Annotated in this window: 12 protein-coding genes; 11 read left to right on the top strand and 1 reads right to left on the bottom strand. The window is 73.4% G+C overall.

The features are described 5' to 3' along the window. Positions 1–11: 11 nt before the first annotated feature. The 5 genes from AB0E07_RS33990 (at position 12) to AB0E07_RS33970 (ending at position 5,092) form a co-directional block, all read left to right on the top strand. Positions 12–1,313 (top strand): cation:proton antiporter, encoded by a 1,302-nt coding sequence (locus AB0E07_RS33990; protein ID WP_362260733.1) that lies wholly within the window; start codon positions 12–14, stop codon positions 1,311–1,313. Between the two features lie 177 nt (positions 1,314–1,490). After that, the gene (locus AB0E07_RS33985; RefSeq protein ID WP_362260731.1) at positions 1,491–2,687 is read left to right on the top strand and encodes an isochorismate synthase; all 1,197 of its coding nucleotides are present in this window, start codon (positions 1,491–1,493) and stop codon (positions 2,685–2,687) included. Positions 2,688–2,778: 91 nt separating this feature from the next. Continuing rightward, positions 2,779–3,018, top strand: coding sequence for a phosphopantetheine-binding protein (locus AB0E07_RS33980; protein WP_362260729.1), 240 nt, complete (start codon positions 2,779–2,781; stop codon positions 3,016–3,018). Further along, positions 3,015–3,932, top strand: coding sequence for a siderophore-interacting protein (locus AB0E07_RS33975; RefSeq protein ID WP_362260727.1), 918 nt, complete (start codon positions 3,015–3,017; stop codon positions 3,930–3,932). The genes AB0E07_RS33980 and AB0E07_RS33975 overlap by 4 nt, the downstream gene beginning before the upstream one ends. A gap of 143 nt (positions 3,933–4,075) precedes the next feature. After that, a complete protein-coding gene (locus AB0E07_RS33970) occupies positions 4,076–5,092 on the top strand; it encodes an ABC transporter substrate-binding protein (RefSeq protein ID WP_362260725.1) in 1,017 nt (338 codons plus the stop codon). 67 nt (positions 5,093–5,159) lie between these two features. On the opposite strand, the gene AB0E07_RS33965 is transcribed toward AB0E07_RS33970, so the two are convergent. Continuing rightward, positions 5,160–6,350 carry a transposase gene (locus AB0E07_RS33965; RefSeq protein ID WP_362260723.1) on the bottom strand — a complete coding sequence of 397 codons (1,191 nt, stop codon included), beginning with the start codon at positions 6,348–6,350 and terminating at the stop codon, positions 5,160–5,162. Between the two features lie 77 nt (positions 6,351–6,427). On the opposite strand from AB0E07_RS33965, the gene AB0E07_RS33960 reads away from it, so the two are divergent. From AB0E07_RS33960 to AB0E07_RS33935, 6 genes are all read left to right on the top strand, one after another. After that, positions 6,428–7,450, top strand: coding sequence for an iron chelate uptake ABC transporter family permease subunit (locus AB0E07_RS33960; protein WP_362260721.1), 1,023 nt, complete (start codon positions 6,428–6,430; stop codon positions 7,448–7,450). Between the two features lie 2 nt (positions 7,451–7,452). Then, positions 7,453–8,451, top strand: coding sequence for an iron chelate uptake ABC transporter family permease subunit (locus AB0E07_RS33955; RefSeq protein WP_362260758.1), 999 nt, complete (start codon positions 7,453–7,455; stop codon positions 8,449–8,451). Positions 8,452–8,579: 128 nt separating this feature from the next. Next, positions 8,580–9,365: an ABC transporter ATP-binding protein gene (locus AB0E07_RS33950; protein ID WP_362260755.1), complete on the top strand. Its 786-nt coding sequence runs from the start codon at positions 8,580–8,582 to the stop codon at positions 9,363–9,365. Between the two features lies 1 nt (position 9,366). Continuing rightward, positions 9,367–19,461 (top strand): amino acid adenylation domain-containing protein, encoded by a 10,095-nt coding sequence (locus tag AB0E07_RS33945; protein WP_362260719.1) that lies wholly within the window; start codon positions 9,367–9,369, stop codon positions 19,459–19,461. After that, positions 19,458–20,867: an MDR family MFS transporter gene (locus tag AB0E07_RS33940; RefSeq protein WP_362260717.1), complete on the top strand. Its 1,410-nt coding sequence runs from the start codon at positions 19,458–19,460 to the stop codon at positions 20,865–20,867. Before AB0E07_RS33945 ends, AB0E07_RS33940 begins: the two co-directional genes overlap by 4 nt. Continuing rightward, entirely contained in the window at positions 20,867–21,961 is a 1,095-nt protein-coding gene (locus AB0E07_RS33935; protein WP_362260715.1) for a 3-deoxy-7-phosphoheptulonate synthase, read from the top strand. Before AB0E07_RS33940 ends, AB0E07_RS33935 begins: the two co-directional genes overlap by 1 nt. The last annotated feature ends 7 nt before the right edge of the window (positions 21,962–21,968 follow it).

Genomic DNA, 21,968 nt, shown 5'->3' with positions numbered 1-21,968 from the left:
GGGCCGGACCGGTGACCACCGAGCAGATCACCTCCAGCGTGCTGCTGGCCACGGGCACGGTCGTGGCACTGGCGGCACTGCTGACGACGCTCGCCCGCAAGGTCGGCCAGCCCCCGGTCATCGGCCAGGTGCTCGCCGGCCTCGCGCTGGGGCCGAGCGTCCTCGGTCAGCTCCCCGGCGACCCGAGCGCCCTGCTCGTCCCCGACGAGGCGCTGCCGTTCCTCGGTGTGCTGGGGCAGGTGGCGCTGGTCCTGTTCATGTTCTCCGTGGGCTGCGAGCTGGACACCTCGCTCCTGCGCCACCAGGGGCGCGCCGTCACCACGGTGTCCGTCGCCGCGCTCGCCGTGCCCATGGCGGCGGGCGCGGCCCTGGGGTGGCTGGTCGTCGGCACGGACCTCGCGCCGGAGGGCATTCCCGACGGGTGGGCCTTCCCGCTGTACCTGGCGGTGGCCCTCTCCATCACGGCGATGCCCGTCCTCGCGAGCATCATCCGCGACCGGGGGCTGTCCGGCACGGTCCAGGGCACCGTGGCCACGGCCGCGGCGGCGCTGACCGACGTGGTCGGCTGGCTGCTGCTCGCGGGCGTCATCGCGCTGGCCGGGCCCGGGGAGCGTGCACCGGCCGTCCTGTTCGGCCTGCTGGCCTGCTATCTGCTGGCCATGGCCGCCGTGGCCCGGCCGCTGCTGCGACGCACCTCCGCCCTTACCGGCCCCCTGCGGGACGGTCCGCTCCTGGCCGCGGCCCTGCTCTCCGGCTGGGCCACCCACGCGCTGGGTCTGCACGCGGTGTTCGGGGCGTTCCTGGCGGGGCTGCTGATGCCGCGCCTGGCCGACGGCACCCCCGACACCGAGCTGGTCTCCTGGTCGGCCCGGACGGGCGGGCTGCTCCTGCCGGTCTTCTTCATCACCACCGGCTTCTCCGTCGACCTCGGCGGGTTCGGCCCGATGGATGCCCTGTTGCTGCCCGCGCTGCTCGTCGTCGCCGTCGTCGCGAAGCTGGGCGGCTGCGCGCTGGCCGCGCGGCTGGGCGGGCGCACCTGGCGGGAGAGCGCGGTCATCGGGGCACTGATGAACACCCGGGGCCTGACCGAGCTGATCGCCCTCAACGTCGGCAGGGAGGCAGGCCTGCTGGACGACCGCTGGTACGCCCTGCTGGTCGTCGTGGCGGTGCTCACCACGGTGATGACCGGTCCGCTGCTCACCTGGTTCCAGCGCGGCGAAGGACGGAGACCGGACGGCCACCGGGGTTTCCCGCGCCCGCCGCGGCCGACGGAATCCAAGGGCCGGACCATGACTCCGTCCGGTAACCGCTGAGCTGACGATGACTCACATTCGTTTGCCGACAATCTTGTTGAAGTTCTCGCCGCTTCCTCTTGCCAGCCGCCCCACTGCTTAGGTTAGCCTAACTTCACTTCGCTCGCCGAGAGGAGCTCCCCATGCCCGCCCGGGATTTCGGTAGCGTCACCCTGTGCTTACGGACAGGGCGCTGACGTGCCCATATCCGCGCTCGTGCGCCCCAGTCCCGTCCCCCTGGCAGCCGACCTGCTGGCCGCCTACCTGACGGGCTCCTTCTACTTCTCCTCCGCCCACGGCACCCTCCTCGCCGACGGCGTCCACACCAAAGTCCGCCCCCACGGCGGCACATGGGCCTCCGCCGCGGCCACCGCACTCCGATCCGCAGCCGCGGCAGGACTCTCCGAACCCGTGGTCGTCGGAGCCCTCGGCTTCCGCCCCGAGGCGGACGCCTCCCTGCTGATCCCCGCCGTCGTACGGCACGCGGGCGCCCCGGCGGCCTCGCGCGCCGGCGTCGTCGACGCCGGCGCCGCGTGGCGGGTCACCCCGCGCCCCGACCCGGCCGCCTACGCCGACGCCGTGCGCCGCGCCCTGGAGGCCATCGACGGCGGCGAGCTGCGCAAGGTCGTCCTCGCCCGCTGTCTGGAACTGACCGCCGAATCCCCCGTGTGGGTACCCGCACTCCTGGCCCGGCTCGTGCACGCCAACCCGGCAGCCCTGGCCTTCGCCGTCGACGTCACCGGACCCGGCGACCCCGCCCCGCGCACCCTGGTGGGCGCCAGCCCCGAACTGCTCGTCTCCCGCCGCGGGACGACGGTCGTCGCCAACCCGCTCGCCGGCTCCACACCCCGCTCGGGCGACGACACGGTGGACCGCAAGCGGATCGCGCGGCTGCGCGACTCGGCCAAGGATCTCGGTGAACACGCCCACACCTCCGCCCAAGTGGCCGAGGCCCTGGGCCGGTTCTGCACCGACCTGAAGGTGCCCGAGCGTCCGGAGGTGATCGGCACGCCGACCATGTGGCACCTGTCGACCCGGATCGAGGGACGGTTGCGCGAACCCTCGGACCCGGCCTGCTCCGCGCTCGGCCTCGCCGAGGCCCTGCACCCGACACCGGCCGTGTGCGGCGTCCCCACCCACGCCGCCCGGCACGCCATCGCCGCCCTGGAACCCGAGGACCGCGGCTACTACGCGGGGGCGGTCGGCTGGACCGCCGCGAACGGCGACGGCGAGTGGGCCGTGACGATCCGCAGCGCCGAGGTGTGCGACCGGACCATACGGCTCTTCGCCGGCGCAGGGATCGTCACCGGCTCGGACCCCCACGCCGAAGTCGACGAAACCGCCGCCAAGTTCCGCACCCTGCTGCGGGCACTCGGCCTGGAGGACCAGCTGTGACGCCACCGCCCCACCCTCCCCAGCCCTATCACCGCCCACACCACTCGCGGCCGGCCACGCCGGCGGCACCGACACCCCATGGAGCCCACCGATGAGCGAGGCACTGTCCCCCGACCGCATCCGCGCCGACGTCGCGGAAGTCCTCGGTTGCGACCCCGCCGAGCTGGGGCCCGACGAGAACCTCCGCGACCTCGGTCTGGACTCGGTACGGCTGATGACCCTGGTCGAGCGCTGGCGCTCCACCGGCGCCGAGGACCTGGAGCTGCCCGACCTCGCCGAACGCCCCGAACTGGCCCACTGGACCGAGCTGTTGACCGGTGAGAACGCGTGACCCGGACCGATCGGGCACCGTACCGGCACCTGAACCGCATCGCCGAGGTCCGGGCGGGCGACCGCCCGGAGAAGGTGCGCTACCCCATCCGCGTCCGCGAGACGGAGGTCGTACGCACCGCCATGGTCGGCGCGGGACTCCTGCGGGTGACCCTCGGAGGACCGGGCACCGAGGGATTCGAGGCGCACTCGCCCATCGACCACGTCCGGCTGCTCTTCCCCGACCCGGACGGCACGCTGCGCCTCCCGGAACCCAACGGGGACCTGCTGCGCTGGCCCCGGCCGGCACCCGTCTCGCGGGAATACACGGTCCGCCGCTACGACCCCGCGAGCGGTGAGATCGACATCGACATAGCACCCCACGCCGGCGGACTGGCCTCGGACTGGGCCCTGGACGTGAAGCCCGGTGCCGTCGTCCATGTCGCGGGGCCGCCCGGCGGACTCATCGTGCCGCCGGTCTACGACCGCTACCTCCTCGCCGGTGACATCACGGCTCTGCCCGCGATCGCACGCTGGCTGGAGGACCTGCCCAGGGACGCGAAGGGCTGGGCGTTCATCGAGGTCGCGGGCCCCGAGGAGGAGATCGAACTCTCCGCGCCCGAGGGGATCGAGGTGCGCTGGCTGCACCGCGGCGAGCGGCCACCCGGCACCGGCGACGCCATGGAACGCGCCGTGACCGCGGTGACCGTGCCCGAGGGCGAGCGGCTGTACGCCTGGATCGCCGGCGAGGCCGGACAGATCAGACCCCTGCGGCGCTGGGTCCGTGACGAGCTGAAGCTCACGCGGGCCGACCACATCGTCACGGGCTACTGGAAGCTCGGCGTCGCCGACTTCGACGAAGAGGACGAACCCGAGCAGCCCGGCGGCGCGGGCCCCGCGCACAGCCACGACCACCACGACCACCACGACCACTGAGAGCCGTCTCTCCCACGGCCGCTGAGGTCCGCCACAGCCACGGCCGCTGAGATCCGTCAGCACCCACCCCCCACGCACCCCGTGGGCAGGGCAGCCCTGCCCTGCCACGTCCGCACGTCACGCACGTCCAGAAGGAGTTGCGCATGTTCGCCCGCAGATCATCCGGCCCGGTGGGTGTCGGAACCCTCGTCCTGACACTGGCCCTGGCCCTCACCGCGTGCGGGTCCTCCGACAGCGACGAGGCGGACACCTCGTCGGACCAGAAGAGCGAGACCCGGGTCTTCGCCGCGGACAGCGGCAAGGTCACCATCCCCGCCGACCCGCAGCGCGTGATCGCGACCGGCTACGCCGTGCCGGCGTTGATCCAGGCCGAGGCGCCGCTCGTCGGGATCTCCTCCTGGCAGCGCGGCGAGGCCATGATGAGCGACGAGGACCTGGCCACGTACAAGAAGCTCACCAAGGTCGCGGGCGAGTCGGCGGCCGAGACCAACTACGAGGCCATCGCCGAGGCCGACCCGGACCTGATCATCCTCGGTGTGCCGGTCCCCGCGCTCGGCGACATCGACATGAAGCGCCTGAAGTCGATCGCCCCCGTCGTCGCGGTCGGCCCGATGGTGCCCTCGCAGTGGCGCGAGGTGTCGGAGAAGCACGCCGACGCCGCCGGAGTGCTCGACAGCTACGAGAAGGTCAAGGCCGAGTACGAGGCCAAGGCCGCGGAGCTGAAGACCAAGTACCAGGACGTCCTGCCCCAGTTGAAGCTCGGCCACGTCGGCAGCTACGGCGACACCTCCAAGGGCACCTTCCAGCGGGAGTTCGGCGGCTCGTGGGGCACCAGCATCGCCGAGGACATCGGCGCCACCTACTACGGCGAGGTCAAGAAGAAGGGGCCCGGCTCCCAGTCGGTCAGCGAGTACCCGTCCATCGAGGAGCTGTCGGACTCGCTCGGTGAGGCCGACGCCATCACCTACTCCGTCAACGCGGACGGCAGCGTCCCGGAGGGCGTGCAGTACGTCATGGACTCCAAGCTGTGGAAGAACCTGCCCGCCGTCAAGAACAAGATGACCTTCCCCGTCGCCTACACCGAGGCGGCCACGTACGGCGACGCCCAGAAGACCCTCGACGCGCTCGACAAGTCGCTCGCCCCTCTGCTGGACAATTGACGTCCTCCCCGCTCTAGAGATCGGGAATTCCTGGCTCCCGTTGGCTGGGGACCAGCGGTCCGCCAGCTCATACACGATCAACACCAGCCGGGTTGAGACCAGCCCGGACCAGCATCATGCGCGCGGAGTTCTTGTCCCTGAGGGACACGGCTCCGCACGCGGTGCAGGTGTAGGTACGTTCCGAAAGAGGAAGTGCGTGCTTGGCTCTCGCTCCGCACAACGCGCAGTCCATGGTGGTATGCGCGGGATGCACGAGACGGATATCCCGTGCGTGTTTGCAGCCCATCTCGATCAGGGCCGTCTTGGTGGCGCCGATCGCTGCATCAGCGGCCTTGCGGGCCATGGTGGTCTTCGCGAGGAACTTCGGCTTGAAGTCCTCGACGGCAATGGTGTCGTGGTCCGTCACAACACGCTTGGCCCATTTGCGGGCGGTGTCCTGCCGCTGCCGGGCGATCTTCGCGTACGTCTGCGCCCGCCACTTCTTCGCCTCGCGGTAGCCCTTCGACCCTGCCTGCCCGATCTTCGGCTTCCGACGTGCCATCATCCGGTCGTACCGGGCCTGCTTCCCCTGCGCCTTGCGTCCGTGCTGCGGGTGGGGGAGATCATGGACGTCGGACGTGGTGGTGGCTGTCTCCTTGACGCCCCAGTCCACACCCAACACCCGGCCCGTGGCCGGAAGTGGCTGGACCTCGGGCGTGACAACGAACGATGCATACCAGTGCCCCAGGCTGTCCTGGTGGACGCGCACGCTCGTCGGTGCTGCGGGCAGGTCCCGCGACCACACCACGGTCAGGACGATGCCGCCCGCGATGTGGAGGCGGCCGTCCCTGAGCCGGAAGCCGCGGCGGGTGTAATTGAGGGTGGGCAGCGCGTCGCGCTTGCGCTTGATGCGGGGCATCCCAGCGCGTTGCCTCACAGGCAGCTTCGCCTTGATGTCCGACAGTGCCTTCGTACGGGACCTTGCGAAGTCCCGGATGGTCTGCTGCTGCGGCACCGAGGCACCCTCACGCAGCCACAACATGCCCGCGCGTGCCTCGGTCAGCATCTTGTCGAGTTGGGCCGGACCGCACGTCGTCTTACCAACCGTGTCCCGATTCGCGGCGTGGACCTTACGAGACATGGCCACGCACTCGTTCCACACCCACCGGCAACGCGCCCACTCGGCCATCAGGTGCGCTCTGGCGGTCGACGACACACGAAGCCGGTAGGTGTACCGGGCACGCCCGGCATACTCCGGGCCCCTCTGTGGTGTCGCCATATTGCGATCGTTGCACTGGACAGGCGATTTGGGGCCACTTCTCTGAAGTCATACATAAGTGCCCTTGGAGGAACCCGATGACCGTCGGGATCCGCGCCGCCGAACGGGCGGGCAGCAGGCGGGAGTTGCCGCGTCTCGGGCTGCTGGTGGGCGGGATGCTGCTGCTGGCGGGTGTCGTCGTGCTCAGCATCGGCGTCGGCGCCCACCGGGTCCCGCCCGTGGAGGTGGTGCGGGCCCTGTTCGACTACCGGGGAACGGACGACCATGTGATCGTCCGGGATGTCCGTGCGCCGCGCGCGCTGCTGGCCGTGGCGGTCGGCGCCGCGCTCGCGGTCGCCGGCGCGCTCATCCAGACGCTGGCCCGCAACCCACTGGCGGAGCCCGGCATCCTGGGGGTCACCGCGGGTGCCGGACTCGCCGTCACGGTGGGTTCGGCGCTCGGGCTCGCGAGCGGGGCGGGCGGCCAACTCGCCTGCGCGGTCGTCGGATCCGTGCTGGCGGCCCTGCTGGTGATGGCGGTCGGCCGGCAGTCGCCGCTGCGGCTGGTGCTGGCCGGCATGGCGCTGACGGCGGTGCTGGGCGGTGTCGGGCTCGGCCTGCGGCTGATGCTCCCGGACGTCTTCGACGCCTTCCGGTTCTGGTCCGTGGGCTCACTGGCGGGCCGCGAACAGGCCCCGCTGCTGCTGCCGATGACGGCGATCGGGCTGTCCCTGCTCGCCGCGCTGCTGCTGAGCAAGCCGCTCAACGCCCTGGCGCTCGGCGAGACGGTGGCGCACACGCTCGGCGCCCGGGTGCGGCACATCCGGGCCGCCACGCTGACCCTGATCACGGTGCTCAGCGGCGCGGCCACCGCGGTGGCCGGGCCGATCCTCTTCGTCGGGCTGATCGTGCCGCACCTGGTGCGCAGGCCCACCGCGGGCTCGGTGCCCTGGCTGATCCTGTACTCGATGGTGCTGGGCCCGGTGCTGCTGCTCGTCGCCGACATCGGATCGCGGGTCCTGCTGCCGACCGGCGAGGTTCCGGTGGCCGTCGTGACCGCCTTCCTCGGCGGCCCGATGCTGATCTGGGCCGTCCGCCGGCACGGGGCGGGGTCACTGTGAACGTGATCGCTCTCGCCCTCGGGACCTCGCGCCGCACCGTGCTGACGTCGACCGTCCTGGTCGCCCTCAGCCTGGGTCTCGGGTTCCTCGGACTGTGTTACGGCGGCGCCTCCTGGGCCACCCCCGGCGAGGTGGTCGCCGCGCTCAGCGGGACGGACCACTCCGTGGTCATCGTCGACTGGCGGCTGCCCCGGGTCACGGCCGGGCTGGTCTTCGGCGCCGCGCTCGGCGTAGCCGGAGCGCTCTTCCAGAACCTGACCCGCAATCCGCTGGGCAGCCCGGACGTCATCGGACTCGACTCGGGCGCGTACACGGGCGCGCTGTTCGCCATCACGGTCCTGTCGGGCACGTCCGCGCAGCTGGCGGGCGCCTCGCTGGTGGGCGGCCTGATCGTCTCGGCCGTGGTGTACGTCCTCTCCGTGGACCGGGGCTTCTCGGGGCTGCGGCTGGTGGTGATCGGCATCGCGGTCAACGCGATGGTGACGGCCCTGAACTCGTGGATCGTGCTGCGGGCCGAGCTGGAGGTCGCCATCGCGGCGGTGGGCTGGAACGCCGGCTCGCTCAACGGCGTGGACTGGGCCGATCTGTTCATTCCGTTCTGGGTGATCGGGCTGCTGCTCGCACTGATCGCCGCGCAGGCCCGTGCCGTGCACCAGACCTCGCTCGGCGACGCGCTCGCGGTCACCACCGGGGTCGCGCTGAACCGGCTGCGGCTGCCGATGGTGCTCGTCGGTGTCGGCTGCACGGCGACCGTGACCGCGGTGGCCGGGCCGATCGCGTTCATCGCGCTGGCGGCCCCGCAGATCGGGCGCCGGCTGGCGGGCGCGCCCGGAGTTCCGCTGCTGCCCGCCGCGTTGACGGGTGCGGTCCTGCTCCAGGGCGCCGATCTGCTGGCCCAGGCGCTGCTCGCGCCGGTGGCGCTGCCGGTGGGCGTGGTGAGCACCGCGATCGGCGGCTGCTATCTGATCTGGCTGCTGTCCAAGGAGGTGGGGCGACGGTGAGCGCCGACCGCAAGCAAGGTACGAGGGTGGACCAGGAGCCTTCGGGTGAGGCGACGGTCGCCGTCGAAACCGCAGGCGAAGCCGGGGCGGACGGAGAACCGCGGCGCGCCGCGCTCCGGCCGGCGCGTCTGACGGCGCGTCTGACGGCGCGGCGGATCACCCTGCGCTACGGCGAGCGCGTCGTGTCGACCGAGCTGAGCCTGGACATCCCCGACGGCGCCTTCACGGCCGTCGTGGGCCCCAACGCGTGCGGCAAGTCGACCCTGTTGCGGGCGTTCGTGCGGCTGCTGGACCCCGCGTCCGGGCACGTGGAGCTCGACGGCCGCGAGGTCGGCGGCTACAAGTCCAAGCACCTTGCCAGACAGCTCGGCTTCCTGCCGCAGGACCCGCTGTCCCCCGAGGACATCAAGGTCCGTCAACTGGTCGCCCGGGGACGCTTCCCGCACCAGTCGCTGTTGACGGTGTGGTCGCCCGACGACGAGGCCGCCGTACGCACCGCCATGGCCTCGGCGGGCGTCGCCGACCTGGCGGAACGGCCCGTCCAGGAACTCTCCGGCGGCCAGCGCCAGCGGGTGTGGATCGCCATGGTCCTGGCCCAGCAGACGCCGTACCTGCTGCTGGACGAGCCCACGTCCTTCCTCGACATCACCCACCAGTACCAGTTGCTCGGTCTGCTGTCGGCCCTGCGCGACGAGGGCCGCACGGTGATCGCCGTCCTGCACGACATCAACCAGGCCTGCCGTTTCGCCGACCACCTGGTGGCCATGCGGGACGGTCACGTCGTCGCCGAGGGCAACCCCGCGGACATCGTGGACGCCGAGTTGATCAAGCACGTGTTCGATCTGCCCAGTGTCATCGTCCCTGACCCGGTGACGGGCACGCCCATGGTCGTTCCCACGCTTCAAGGAGCATGAGTTGAGCACCCCACGCGTCCCCTCGGATCGCCTGCTCCCCCTGACCGGCGCCCAGTTGGGGATCTGGAACGCGCAACGCCTCGAACCGGACTCGCCGTACTACGTCGTCGGTGACGTGGTGGAGATCCGCCAGGAACCCGGTGCCGAGCCGATCGACACGGCCGCGCTGGCCGAGGCGGTCCGCGCGGTCAACGAGGAGGCGGAGAGCCTGCGTCTGCGGGTCTTCGACACGCCGGACGGGCCCCGGCAGACCGTCAGCGACACGCCGGTCGACCCGCCCCGTGTCATCGACCTCGGCGCGGAGGCGGACCCCTCCGCCGCCGCGGCGGCGCTGGTGGAGGCAGAGCGCGCGCGGGCGGCCGAGGTGTGCCGGGAAATGACCGACCGGCCGCTGTACTCCCCCGTCGTCCTGCGTCTGTCGGACCACGAGGTCTGGTACACGCAGATGGGCCACCACCTGGTCATCGACGGTTACAGCGGCGCGATGCTGGCCCGCCGCACCGCCACCCGCTACACGGCGCTGGTGCGTGGCAAGGGGGCTCCGCGGAAGGCCTTCGGCACGATGGCCGCCCTGGTCGCCGACGACCGGGCCTACCGCGACAGCGACGAGGCGGCCGAGGACCGCGCGTACTGGGTGGACCGGTTCACGCCGCTGCCGGACCTCGGCGACACGCCGGCCGTCGCCGGGCCGCCCGGTCCTGCCCTGACCGCTCGTACCGTGCTGCCCCCGCAGGACACGGCGAGGCTGCGCGCCTTCGCCGACGAGGCGGGCGTCACCTGGGGCGAGGCGCTCATCGCCTGTTACGCCGCCTTCCTCCAGCGGATGCTGGGCCGCTCCGAGGTGGTCTTCGCGCTGCCGTTGATGTGCCGGTCGACCTCTGCCGAGCTGCGCACTCCGGCGATGGCCGTGAACGTGCTGCCGCTGAAGGTGGCGGTGCACGCCACCGACGACCTCGCCGAACTGACCAGGCGGGTCGCCGGTGTCCTGCGGGAGACCCGCGCGCACCAGCGCTACCGGGGCGAGGACCTCCCGCGTGACCTCGGGGTGCCGGGCGCGGGCGGGCTGCTGCACGGCCGTGGCATCAACCTGAAGGCGTTCGACCTGGCGATGAACTTCGCCGGGGCGAAGGGCACCATGCGCAACATCGCCGGCGGCCCGCCCGAGGACATGGGCCTGGCCGTGCTGCCGACGCCGGACGGCGGGCTGCACCTGGGCTTCGAGGCCGACTCCCGTACCAACGACCAGGCCACGGTCGACGGCAAACTGACCGCGTTGCGGGCCCTGTTGACCGGTCTGCTCGACGGGCTGACCGTGGCCCGCGTCCCGATGTCCGGGGAGCCCGGCGGGCCGCCCGCGCGGTGGACGCCGTCTGCGCTGCCCGGCACACCGCTGGACGTGCCGACCGCCCTGGACGCGATGGCCGCCGCCGACAGCGAGCGCACGGTGCTGGTCTGCGGCGACGAGCGGCTGTCCGCGGGCGGGCTGGCGGAGCGGGTGCACCGGCTCGCGCGAGCGCTGCACGCCCGCGGGATCGGCCCCGACGACGTCGTCGCCCTGGCGCTGCCCCGTTGCGCGGACATGGTGGCCGCGCAGTTGGCGGTACTGGACGCGGGCGCGGGCTTCCTGCCCCTGGACGTCACGCATCCGGCCGAGCGGCTGCGCTCGCTGATCGAGGACACCGGCCCCGCGCTGGTCCTGACGGCCACCGAGACCGAAGGACTGTCCTGGGCCACCCTCCTGGCCGAGGCGGACACCCACCCGGGCGGCCCGCTGCGAGCGGAGGAACTGGCCGCGCCGCGGCACCCCGAGCACCTCGGCTACGTGATCCACACCTCCGGATCGACCGGACGCCCCAAGGGTGTCCTCGTCAGGTCCGGTTCGCTGGCGGCGCTGCTGCACCACCAGCGGTCCACCGTCGTCGCCGACACCGAGCGCGGCGCGGGCCGCCGCCTGCGCGTCGCGCACACCTACTCCTTCGCCTTCGACTCCGCCTTCGAGCACCTGGTCTGGCTGCTGTGCGGGCACGAACTCCACGTCTACGACGCGGAGACCACCCGGGACGCCGAGGCCCTGCTCGACGCGTTCGCCCGGGACGGCATCGACGTCGTCGACACGACGCCCTCCATGGCCGCGCCGCTGCTCGACGGCGGTCTGCTGGACCTGCGTCCGGCGCTGCTCGTCCTCGGCGGCGAGGCGACCCCGCCCGCGCTGTGGCAACGGATCGGCGAGTCCGCCGTCCCCGCCCGCAACATCTACGGGCCGACGGAGGCGACCGTCGACAGCACCTGGGCACCCGTCACGGGCAGCGTCCCGTCGATCGGGCACCCGCTGGCCGGGACCCGGGCGTACGTCCTGGACAGCGCCCTGCACCCGGTGCCGCGGGGCAGCGCGGGCGAGCTGTACCTGGCCGGCCCGCACCTGGCACGCGGCTACCACGGCAGGCCCGGCGCGAGCGCCGAGCGTTTCGTGGCCGACCCGTTCGGGCCGCCCGGTGCGCGGATGTACCGCACGGGTGACGTGGCCCGCTGGGTGCCGGAGCGGGGCTTCGAGTATGTGGGGCGCGCCGATCACCAGGTCAAGATCCGGGGCCACCGGGTGGAGACCGGCGAGGTGGAGGCCGCGCTCACCGCGGTTGCCGGGGTGAGCGCGGCGGGCGCCGCCGTACGGTCGTCCCGGCTGATCGGGTACGTCGTCCTCAGCCCCGCCGACACGACGCCGGGCCGCACCTCCGACGCGCGCCCCAGCTTCACCACCGACACGCGCCCCGGCCGCACCGCCGACACGCCCCCCGGCCACGCCGCCGACTCGACGCCGGCCCTCACCGGCGACGCCGTCCGCGCCGTTCTCGCCGAGCGGCTGCCCGAGCACCTGGTGCCCGCCGCGGTGGTGGTGCTCGACGCGCTGCCCCTGACGCCCAACGGCAAGCTCGATCGCGCCAGGCTGCCCGCCCCGGCGGCGGCAGGCGGTGGCCGGGCCCCGAGCACGGAACGGGAGCGACTGCTGTGCGCCGCCATCGCCGAGGTGTTCGAGGTGGCCGAGGTCGGAGTGGACGACGACTTCTTCACGCTCGGCGGCGACAGCATCACCGCGATCACCGTCAGCGGCAGGCTGCGCGCGCTGGGACTGGAGTTGCGGCCGCGTGATCTGCTGGCGCGCCGCACCTTGGCGGCGCTGGCGGCCTCGGCCCAGTGGGTGGCGGACGCCCCCGAGCCGGCCGACGAGCCCACCGGTCCCGTTCCCGCGCCGCCGATCGTGCGGGGGCTCCTCGACCCGCACCCGGATGTGGCCGTCGTGGCGGGGTACGCCCAGTGGACGGCCCTGGCGGTCGACGAACTCACCCACGCCGACCTGGTGTCCGGGGTGCGCAAGGTGCTGGACCGGCATGACGCCCTGCGGCTGCGCGTCGGCGACGACGGTCTGGAGATCCTCCCCGAGGGCGCGGTCCGGCCGGTCGTCCGCGAGGTGCGCGGCGAAGACGTGGAGACCGTCGCCCGGCGTCTGGTGGGCGAACTCGACCCCCGGGCCGGCGACCTGCTGCGGGCGGCTCTGGTCCGCTCCGCCGGCGACGCGCCGGACCGGCTCGTCCTGGCCGTGCACCACCTGGCGATGGACGGCGTGTCCTGGCGTGTCCTGCTGCCCGACCTGCACACCGCCTGCGCGGGCCGAACGCTCGCCCGCACCGGGGCGTCCTGGCGACGGCACGCGACGCTCCTCGCCGCCCAGGGCACGTCCGGCGCGCGCCGCGCCGAACTCCCCGTGTGGCGGGCGGCACTGGACGCTGCCGCCCGGCTGGGCGAGCGGCCGCTGGACCCCGCCCGGGACACCGTGGCCACCGCCCACCGGTCGGTCACCGTGGCGTCGCCGGAGGTCACCGAGGCCGTGCTGACGACGCTGCCCGCCGCGTACCGCGCGAGCGTCGACGAAGTGCTGCTCGCGGCCCTCGTCCTGGCGCTGCGCGAGTGGGGCTCCGGCGACGACGCCGTGACCGTCACCCTGGAGGGCCACGGCCGCGAGCAGCTCGATCTCTCCGCGACGGTGGGCTGGTTCACCAGTGAGTTCCCGGTGCGCGTCCCGGCGACGGGCGGCGTCGGTGACGTCCTGCGCGCGGCCAAGGAGGCCAAGCGCTCCCTGCCGGACGCGGGCATCGGCTACGGCGTCCTGCGCCACCTGGACCCGGCGACCGCCGCCGAGCTGGATGCCGTACCGCCGCCGGACGTGCTGCTCAACTACCTCGGCCGGTTCGCGCCGTTGTCCGGCACCGGGTGGCGGCTGCCGGAGCGGGACGCGTTCTCGGTGCTCGAACCGGACGGCAAGGCCCTCGAACAGGTGCTGGCGCTGAACTGCTTCGTCCACGAGGAAGGCGCGCCCCGGCTGTCCGTGGACTGGACGGCGGCGACCGGCGTGCTCGACGCGGACACCGTCGCCGCCCTGCACAAGTGCTGGGCCACCGCCCTGGACGCGCTGGCCGAGCACGCGCGCGGCGCGGTCGGCGGGCTCACCCCGTCGGACCTTCCGCTGGTCGGCCTGGACCAGAGTGCCATCCACGCGCTGGAGCGGGTCGGCCCGGTCGCGGACGTGTGGCCGGCCACACCGCTCCAGGTCGGGCTGTCCTTCCACACCCTGGTCCGCGACGACCGGGACACCGACGTCTACGTCGTGCAGGCGGTGACGACGCTGGAGGGCGAACTCGACGCGGAGCGCATGGCCGAGGCCGCGCGGGAGCTGCTGTGCCGCCACCCCTCACTGCGGGTGTACCTGGCCACGGCGGGCGACGAGGTGGTCCAGGTCGTCCCGGCCGAGGCGGTGCTCGACTGGAGGGCGGACGACCGGTTCCCCGAGGCCGCGCACGAGGAACTGCGCCGTCCCTTCGATCCGGCCCGTCCGCCCCTGATCCGCTTCCTGCTGTGCCGCACCGGCCCCGCCGAGCACAAGCTGGTGATCACCAATCACCACGCCCTGCTGGACGGCTGGTCGATGCCGCTGGTCGGCCGTGCCCTGCTCGGTATCTACGCGGAACTCGGCGGCGGCCCGGACGTGCCCGCCCCCACTGACGTGTCGGAGTACTTCCGCTGGCTCGCCGAGCGGGACCGGGCGGCGTCCCTGACCGCCTGGCGGGAGGCCTTGGCGGGCGTCGACGGTGCCACGCGGCTGGCCCCGGCCAGTACGGAGACCGCGGTGGAGCGGCCGGGCCGGGTCGCGGTCGAACTGGGCGCCGAGTTCAGCGACCGGCTGCGCGCCTTCGCCCGCGAGCGGGGCGTGACCCTGACGACGGTGCTGGAGACCGCCTGGGGACTGCTGCTGGGGAAGCTCACGGGCCGCCGGGACGTCGTGTTCGGCTGCCCGGTGTCGGGGCGGCCCGCCGAGGTCGACGCGGTGGGCTCGATGATCGGCCAGCTCGGCACCACCGTTCCGGTACGGGTACGGCACACCCAGGACCAGAGCACGGCAGAGCTGCTGGCGCAGGTGCAGGCCGAGAGTGTCGCCCTCGCCGACCACCACTACGTGGGCCTGCCGGAGATCCAGCGGGCGGCCGGTGTCGGTGAACTGTTCGACACCATGCTGGTGATGGAGAACTTCCCCCTCTCCAGCCGGGACCGGCAGCCGGTCGGCCCCGGACTCGACCTGGCGGGCGTGGACATCACCGACGCCACGCACTACGCGCTCACCGTCATCGTGCTGCCCGGCGAGGCCGTCACGATCGGACTCGGCTACCAGCCGCGCGCCTTCACCGAGGACACGGTCCGCGACTACGGCCGCAGGCTGCACCATCTGCTGCGGGAGATCGTCGCCGACCCGGAACGGCCCGCGATCGCCCTGCCCAGCCTCGACGCCGACGAGCGGGACCGCGTGCTGCGCGTGGGCACCACCATCGTGCCCGCCCGGGAACGCGGCCACTGGCTGGCGGAGTTCGCCGGCTGGGTCGGCCGCAAGCCCGACGCCGAGGCACTGGTGTGCCGCGACCGCAGCCTGTCGTACGCCGAACTGGACCGGCAGGCCAACCGGTTGGCCCACGCTCTCATCCGGCGCGGGGTACGGCCGCAGGACCCGGTCGCCGTACTGCTGGGCCGGGACGTGGAGATGACGGTGGCGCTGTTCGGCATCGCCAAGGCGGGCGCGGTGTACGTGCCGATGGACTCGGGTTACCCCCGGGACCGGCTGACGTACATGCTGGACGACATCGCTCCGGCCGCCGCGCTCACCACGGGCGCCGAGGTGCCGAGCACCCGCGAGGTGCCGGTGCTGCGTCTGGACGACCCGGCCACGCTGGACGGGATGCCCGACACCGATCCCGCCGAGGCGCGTGCCGCCCTGACCGAGGACGCGCTGGCGTACGTCATCTACACGTCCGGAACGACCGGCCGCCCCAAGGGAGTCGGGGTGACCCACCGAGGTGTGCCCGATCTGATCGCCCTCCAGGAGGAGGTCGTCGGCGTCACCGAGCACGACCGGTATCTGCACTTCGCCTCGACCGGGTTCGACGTGGCGTTCTGGCAGACGATGGTGCCGCTGCTGTCCGGCGGCACCTCCGTGATCGCCCCCGACGAGGTGCGCGTACCGGGCGACGAACTCCTCGACTACATCGTCCGGCACCGGGTGACCGGCGTGAACCTGCTGCCGTCGTTCCTGGCGGCGATGCCCGACGACCGCACGGTCGACCCGGACGTGTTCTTCGTCGTCGGCGCCGAACGCCTCGACCCGGAGCTGGCCCGGCGCTGGGGCAAGGGCCGAAGGGCGCTCTTCAACGCCTACGGTCCCACCGAGGTCACCATCAACTCCGTTACCTGGCAATACGATCCGGACGATCCGGGCCCGCTGCCGATCGGCCGCCAGGACCCCGGGGTACGCGCCTACGTCCTCGACGGCGGCCTCCAGCCGGTCGGAACCGGGGTGACGGGCGAGCTGTATCTCGCCGGACGGAGCCTGGCCCGCGGCTACATCGGCCGCCCGGCGCTGACCTCCGCGGCCTTCGTGGCCGACCCCTTCGGGCCGCCGGGGGAACGGATGTACCGCACCGGCGACCTCGTGCGCTGGCGTCCGGACGGGCAGTTGGTGTTCCTCGGCCGCGCCGACCACCAGGTCAAGATCCGCGGCTTCCGCATCGAGCTGGGCGAGATCGAGTCCGCGCTCACCCGCCACCCGGGCGTACGGGCGTGCGCGGTCATCGTGCGGGAGGGCCGGCTCGTCGGCTACGTCATCCCCTCCGACGGCTCCGAGTGGGACCCGGCGGCCGTACGGGCGTATCTGGCATCCCAGTTGCCCGACCACATGGTGCCCACGGCACTGGTGCCGCTGGACCGGCTGCCCCTGAGCCCCGGCGGGAAGCTGGACGCGGCGGCGCTGCCCGCCCCCGAGACCGCCACGGCCCGACGGCGCGAGGCTGCCACCGAGGCCGAGGCCGTGCTCCTGGGCGTGCTGCGCGACATCCTCGGCGACGACGCCATCGGACCGGACGACGACTTCTTCGCCCTGGGCGGGGACAGCATCGTCTCCCTCCAGGTCGTGTCGCGGGCGCGTCGCCAGGGGCTGCTGCTCGGCGCGCGCGACGTCTTCGAGGGGGCGACGGTCGCCGGGATCGCGGCCCGCGCCCGCACCCGGGACACCACCACCGCCCCGGCCGTCGGGGACGCGCCGCTGACCCCCCTCATGCGCGACCTGCTGCGCCGCGCGGGAACGGCGGCGGACGGCTTCTGCCAGTGGGTGGAGATCTGTGTCCCGCCCGGCGGCCGCGCGACGCACTGGCAGGGCGTCCTCGACACCGTCCTGTCCCGTCACGACGTCCTGCGCGCCCGGCTCACCGACGACGCGCTGCGCATCCCGGAGGCCGGAGCGGTACGCGGGGCGGACGTGCTCACCGGCATCACGCAGACCGGCGATCCGCGGGCCGTCGTCGACGCGTGGACGGCCGCCACCCGTGACGCGATGGATCCGCGCACCGGACCGCTGCTGCGCGCCCTGTGGGTGGACGCGGGACCGGACCGGCCCGGCCGGCTCGTGCTGCTCGCCCACCACCTCGTCGTCGACGGCGTGTCCTGGCGCGTCCTGCTCGACGACGTGCGCCACGCCCACGAGGGCGGGACTCCGGACCGGCACGGACAGTCGTTCCTCGGCTGGGCGCGCTCCCTGCGCGAGGCGGACCGGCGGGACGAACTGCCGCACTGGCGGCGGATGACCGCCCCGCGGTCCCTGGCGCCGCGGCCGCTCGACCCCGCACGGGACACCTCCGCGACCGCGGCGCACCACGAGATCCGGCTGACCGCGGAGGCCACCCGCGCCCTGGTCACGACTCTGCCGGCGCTGTTGCGCACGACGCCCGACGCGGTGCTGCTGCCGGCCCTCGCGCGGGCGGTGCGGAGCTGGCGCGGCACGGCGGAACTGCTGGTGGCGCTGGAGAGTCACGGCCGCCCGCCCGAGGTGGACCTGTCCCAGACCGTCGGCTGGTTCACCGCCGTGCACCCCGTCCTGATCGACCCCGAGGACGGCCCCCGGGAGGTCGGCGAGCGGCTGCGCGCGCAGGGCGACGGGCTCGGCCACGGCATCCTCACCACGGCCGGACTGCTGGACCCGGTCGAGCCGGAGATCTCCTGGAACTACCTGGGCCGCTTCCCCGGCGCCCCCGCCGGGGAGGTGCCCTGGCAGGCCCCCGCGGACGCGGATCCGCTCGGCTCCGGCGGCTCGGACCGGATGCCGCTGCCGTACGCGCTGATGGTCAACGCGCTGGTGCGCGACGACGCGCTCGGCCTGCGGATCACCTGGCCGCGCGCGCTGTTCGAGGAGTCAGAGGTCGCTCGGCTGGCCGACCACCTGAGGACCGAGTTGCTGCGTTCGGCCGCCGACCCGGAGATCGCCGCGGTCGGAACGGGCGGCGCGGGGGCGGAGGTGCAGTCGCTGACGCCTCTTCAGGAGGTCATGCTGCGGCACTCGCGCGCGGAGCGGCCCGACCCCTACACCGTTCAGTCGACGTTCTCCCTGTCCGGGGCGCTCGACCTCGACGCGCTGCGTGCCGCGGGCGAGGAGTTGCTGATCCGGCATCCCAACCTGGGCGCGGTCTTCCCCGCGGGCCTCGCGGTGCTCCCCGTCGCACCGCGACCGGAGTTCCGGGTGACGGACGGCCCGGCCGATCAGGTGCTCGCCGCCGATCTGGCCCAGCCGTTCGACCTGGCCGAGGGCCCGCTCTTCCGGCTCACCGTGATCCGTCACGGCGCCGAGCGCGCCGACCTCGTCCTGACCAGTCATCACGTGCTCACGGACGGCTGGTCGGCACCGCGGATGCTCGGGGAGCTGTTCGCGCTCTACACGGCCAGGGTCCGTGGCGCGGCAACGGACCTGCCCACGCCCGTGCCGTTCGCCGACTACCTGCGCTGGCGCGCCGAGCACGAGCCCGATCTCGCGCTGTGGGCAGCGGAGTTGGCAGGGTTGCCCGAGGGCGACTACCTGGGGGCCGGGGAGCTGGGACCGGCGTGGCGGGAGCCGACGGTCGTCACCTTCGACCGGGAGCTGGTGGCCGGGCTGACCCGGCTGGCCGCCGAGCGCGGTCTCACCCGGAACACGCTGGTGCAGGGCGCTTGGGCGGTGCTGCTCGCCCGGCGCTCCGGCCGCCGGGACGTCTGCTTCGGCGCCATGGTCGCCTGCCGTCCGCCGGAGCTGGAGGGCGTCGAGGAGATCATCGGCCTGCTGGCCAACACCGTGCCCGTGCGGGCCCGGCTGACGGGCACGCTGGCCGACACACTCGCCGCGCTCCAGGCGGGTCAGCGCCGGCTGGTCGACCACCAGCACGTGGCCCTCGCGGACCTGGAGCGGACGACGGGGCGACAGCGGCTCTTCGACAGCCTCGTGGTCTTCGAGAACTACCCCGTGGACCCGGACCGGCTGCGTGAACCCGCCCCTGGGCTCACCCTCGTCGGGACCCGGTTCCGGGAGGCCACCCACCACCCGGTCACCCTGACCGTCATGCCGGACGGCGACACCTGGACGGCCGTACTCGCCCACCGGGGCGCACCGGACGCCGACGGACTCGCCGCGGAACTCCTGGCACTCCTGCGGAACCTGGGCGACCACCTCGACGACGACATCCTCACCTTCCTGGAGTGCCGATGAGCAAGGACACCGCGTCACCGGCGCCCGCCGAGCGGGTCGACGGACAGCTGATGCGTATCGCGTTCATCCTGGTCCTCGGCACGTTCATGGCCTCCCTGGACTCGACGATCGTGAGCGTCGGCATCGACACCCTCGCCACCGAGTTCGACGCCACCGTCACCGAGATCCAGTGGGTCAGCACCGCCTATCTGCTGGCCATCGTCGCGGCGGTGCCCGCCTCGGGCTGGCTGGCCGACCGCTTCGGGGGCCGGCGGGTCTGGCTCGTCGCGGTGGGCGTGTTCCTGGTCGGGTCGGCGCTGTGCGCGCTGGCCTGGTCGGCGGCCAGTCTCATCGTCTTCCGGGTGCTCCAGGGCCTGGGCGGCGGTCTGCTGCCGCCGACCGGGCAGGCGCTGCTGGCGCGGATCGCCGGTCCCTCCCGTACCGGGCGGGTGATCAGTGTCGTCGCGGTGGTGCCGCTGCTGTCGCCGGTGCTCGGCCCGTTGGCCGGCGGAGCCCTGCTGGGTGTGGCGCCCTGGCAGTGGCTGTTCCTGGTGAACCTGCCGATCGGCCTCGTCGCCGTGGTGCTGGCCCGCCGTCATGTCCCGGTGCTGCCGCCGTCGCCCCGGCGGGCGGCGTTCGACGTACGGGGCGCCGCGCTGCTCTCCCCGGGGCTGGCCGTGCTGGTGTACGGCCTGACCGAGGTGGCGCACGGCCGTGAGGTCACGGCGACGATCGGTGTGGTGGCGGGCGCCGCCATGCTGGCCGCGTTCACCGTGCACGGCCTGCGGACCAGCGGCACCCCCCTGATCGACCCCCGGCTCTTCGCCCGGCCGCCGTTCGGCGCCGCCGCGCTCGCGCTGGTCGTCCTGGGCGCCTCGGTGTTCGGCACGATGTTCCTGCTCCCGCTGTACTTCCAGACCGGCCGCGGCCTCTCGGCGTGGGAGACGGGTCTGCTGCTGGCTCCGCAGGGGGCGGGCGCCGTCGTGGGTACGGTGCTGGTGAACCGTACGATCGACAGCGTCGCCCCGCGGACGCTGGTCGTCACCGGGATCGCCCTGGTCCTCGCCGGCACCGTGCCCTTCACCCAGCTCGACCACGGGCTGCCGGATTTGGCGAGCGCTGCGGCACTCACCGTGCGCGGTTTCGGGATGGCGATGATCAGCTCTCCGGTGATGAACATCGTGTACAGCCGCATCGAGCCCGAACGCATCCCGCGGGCCTCCGGTGCGCTCAACCTGCTGAACACGGTGGGCGGTTCGGTCGGCACGGCCGCGCTGGCCGTGGTGCTCCAGGACCGGCTCGCGGCACGTGACCAGGACATCCCCGCGGCCTTCTCCGACACCTTCTGGTGGGTGGTCGGACTCGGCGTGCTGGCGGCCGCCGGTGCGACCCGGCTGCCCCGGACCCATGCCGTGCGGAGGCCGTGATGGAGGTGTCCACCCGCGTGGGCGGCACCGCGCCCGCCCCGGTGCTCGATCCGGCCGGTCCCCCCGTCGGCGGACCGCTGCCCGGTCCGGCGGAACTGACGGCGGCTCATCCGCTGCCGCCGGCCGTGCGCGCGGCCGTGGCCGGTCACCGCGAGACGATCGCCGGCGTGCTCGACCGCAGGGACCCGCGGCTCCTCGTGGTCGTCGGCCCCTGTTCGGTGCACGACACGGACGCGGCACTGGAGTACGCGGACCTGCTCGGCGCCGCCGCGCGACGCCTCGCGGACGACCTCGTCGTGGTCCTGCGCGCCTATCTGGAGAAGCCGCGCACCGCGTGCGGCTGGCCCGGTCTGCTCACGGCACCGGCGCTCGGCGAGCAGGGGGACATCGCGGCGGGCCTGCACACGGGCCGGTCCTTCCTCACCCGTGCCGCGGGCACCGGTCTGCCGCTCGCCTACGAGTTCGTCGACCCGGTGCTCGCCCCGTACGTGGCCGACACGGTGTCCTGGGGTGCCGTGGGGGCGCGGACGGTCGCCAGTCCCCCGCACCGCCATCTGGCGTCCTGGCTCGGTATGCCGGTCGGGATGAAGAACTGTGTCTCCGGCGGCCTCGACACCGCCGTGGCCGCGATCCAGGTCGCCGCCCGTCCGCACGATCTTCCGGTGCTGTCGCCGGACGGACGTCTGGCCGCCGTGCGGAGCGTCGGCAACCCGCACGCCCACCTGGTGCTGCGGGGCGGTCCCGCCCCCAACCACGACCGCGCGTCCCTCGCGTGGGCCCGCACGCTCCTGGCGGCGGCCGGTCTCCCCCGGCGGGTGGTCGTCGACGCCTCGCACGGCAACAGCGGCAAGGACCACAACCGTCAGCCGGGCGTGGTCGCCGACCTCGCCCGGCAGGTCGCCGAGGGGGACACCACCCTCACCGGCGTCATGATCGAGTCCTATCTGTCCGACGGGGGCCAGAGCGCGGAGGCATGGCCCCCGCGCCCCGATCTCAGCGTCACGGACACCTGCCTTGGCTGGTCCCGCACCGTCCCCCTGCTGGACACACTCGCCCTGGCGGCCCGCCGCCGGGCCCGGGTTCAGCTCGCCTGACCCGGAA

Origin of the sequence: Streptomyces sp. NPDC048002, assembly GCF_040653275.1 — a bacterium.
Classification (GTDB): domain Bacteria; phylum Actinomycetota; class Actinomycetes; order Streptomycetales; family Streptomycetaceae; genus Streptomyces.
This window is presented reverse-complemented; position numbering and strand designations above follow the sequence as displayed.

Coding starts and splice junctions, on each gene's coding strand:
- AB0E07_RS33935 (WP_362260715.1), top strand. CDS start 20,867: ATGGAGGTGTCCACCCGCGTGGGCGGCACCGCGCCCGCCCCGGTGCTC.
- AB0E07_RS33965 (WP_362260723.1), bottom strand. CDS start 6,350: ATGGCGACACCACAGAGGGGCCCGGAGTATGCCGGGCGTGCCCGGTAC.
- AB0E07_RS33980 (WP_362260729.1), top strand. CDS start 2,779: ATGAGCGAGGCACTGTCCCCCGACCGCATCCGCGCCGACGTCGCGGAA.
- AB0E07_RS33940 (WP_362260717.1), top strand. CDS start 19,458: ATGAGCAAGGACACCGCGTCACCGGCGCCCGCCGAGCGGGTCGACGGA.
- AB0E07_RS33970 (WP_362260725.1), top strand. CDS start 4,076: ATGTTCGCCCGCAGATCATCCGGCCCGGTGGGTGTCGGAACCCTCGTC.
- AB0E07_RS33960 (WP_362260721.1), top strand. CDS start 6,428: ATGACCGTCGGGATCCGCGCCGCCGAACGGGCGGGCAGCAGGCGGGAG.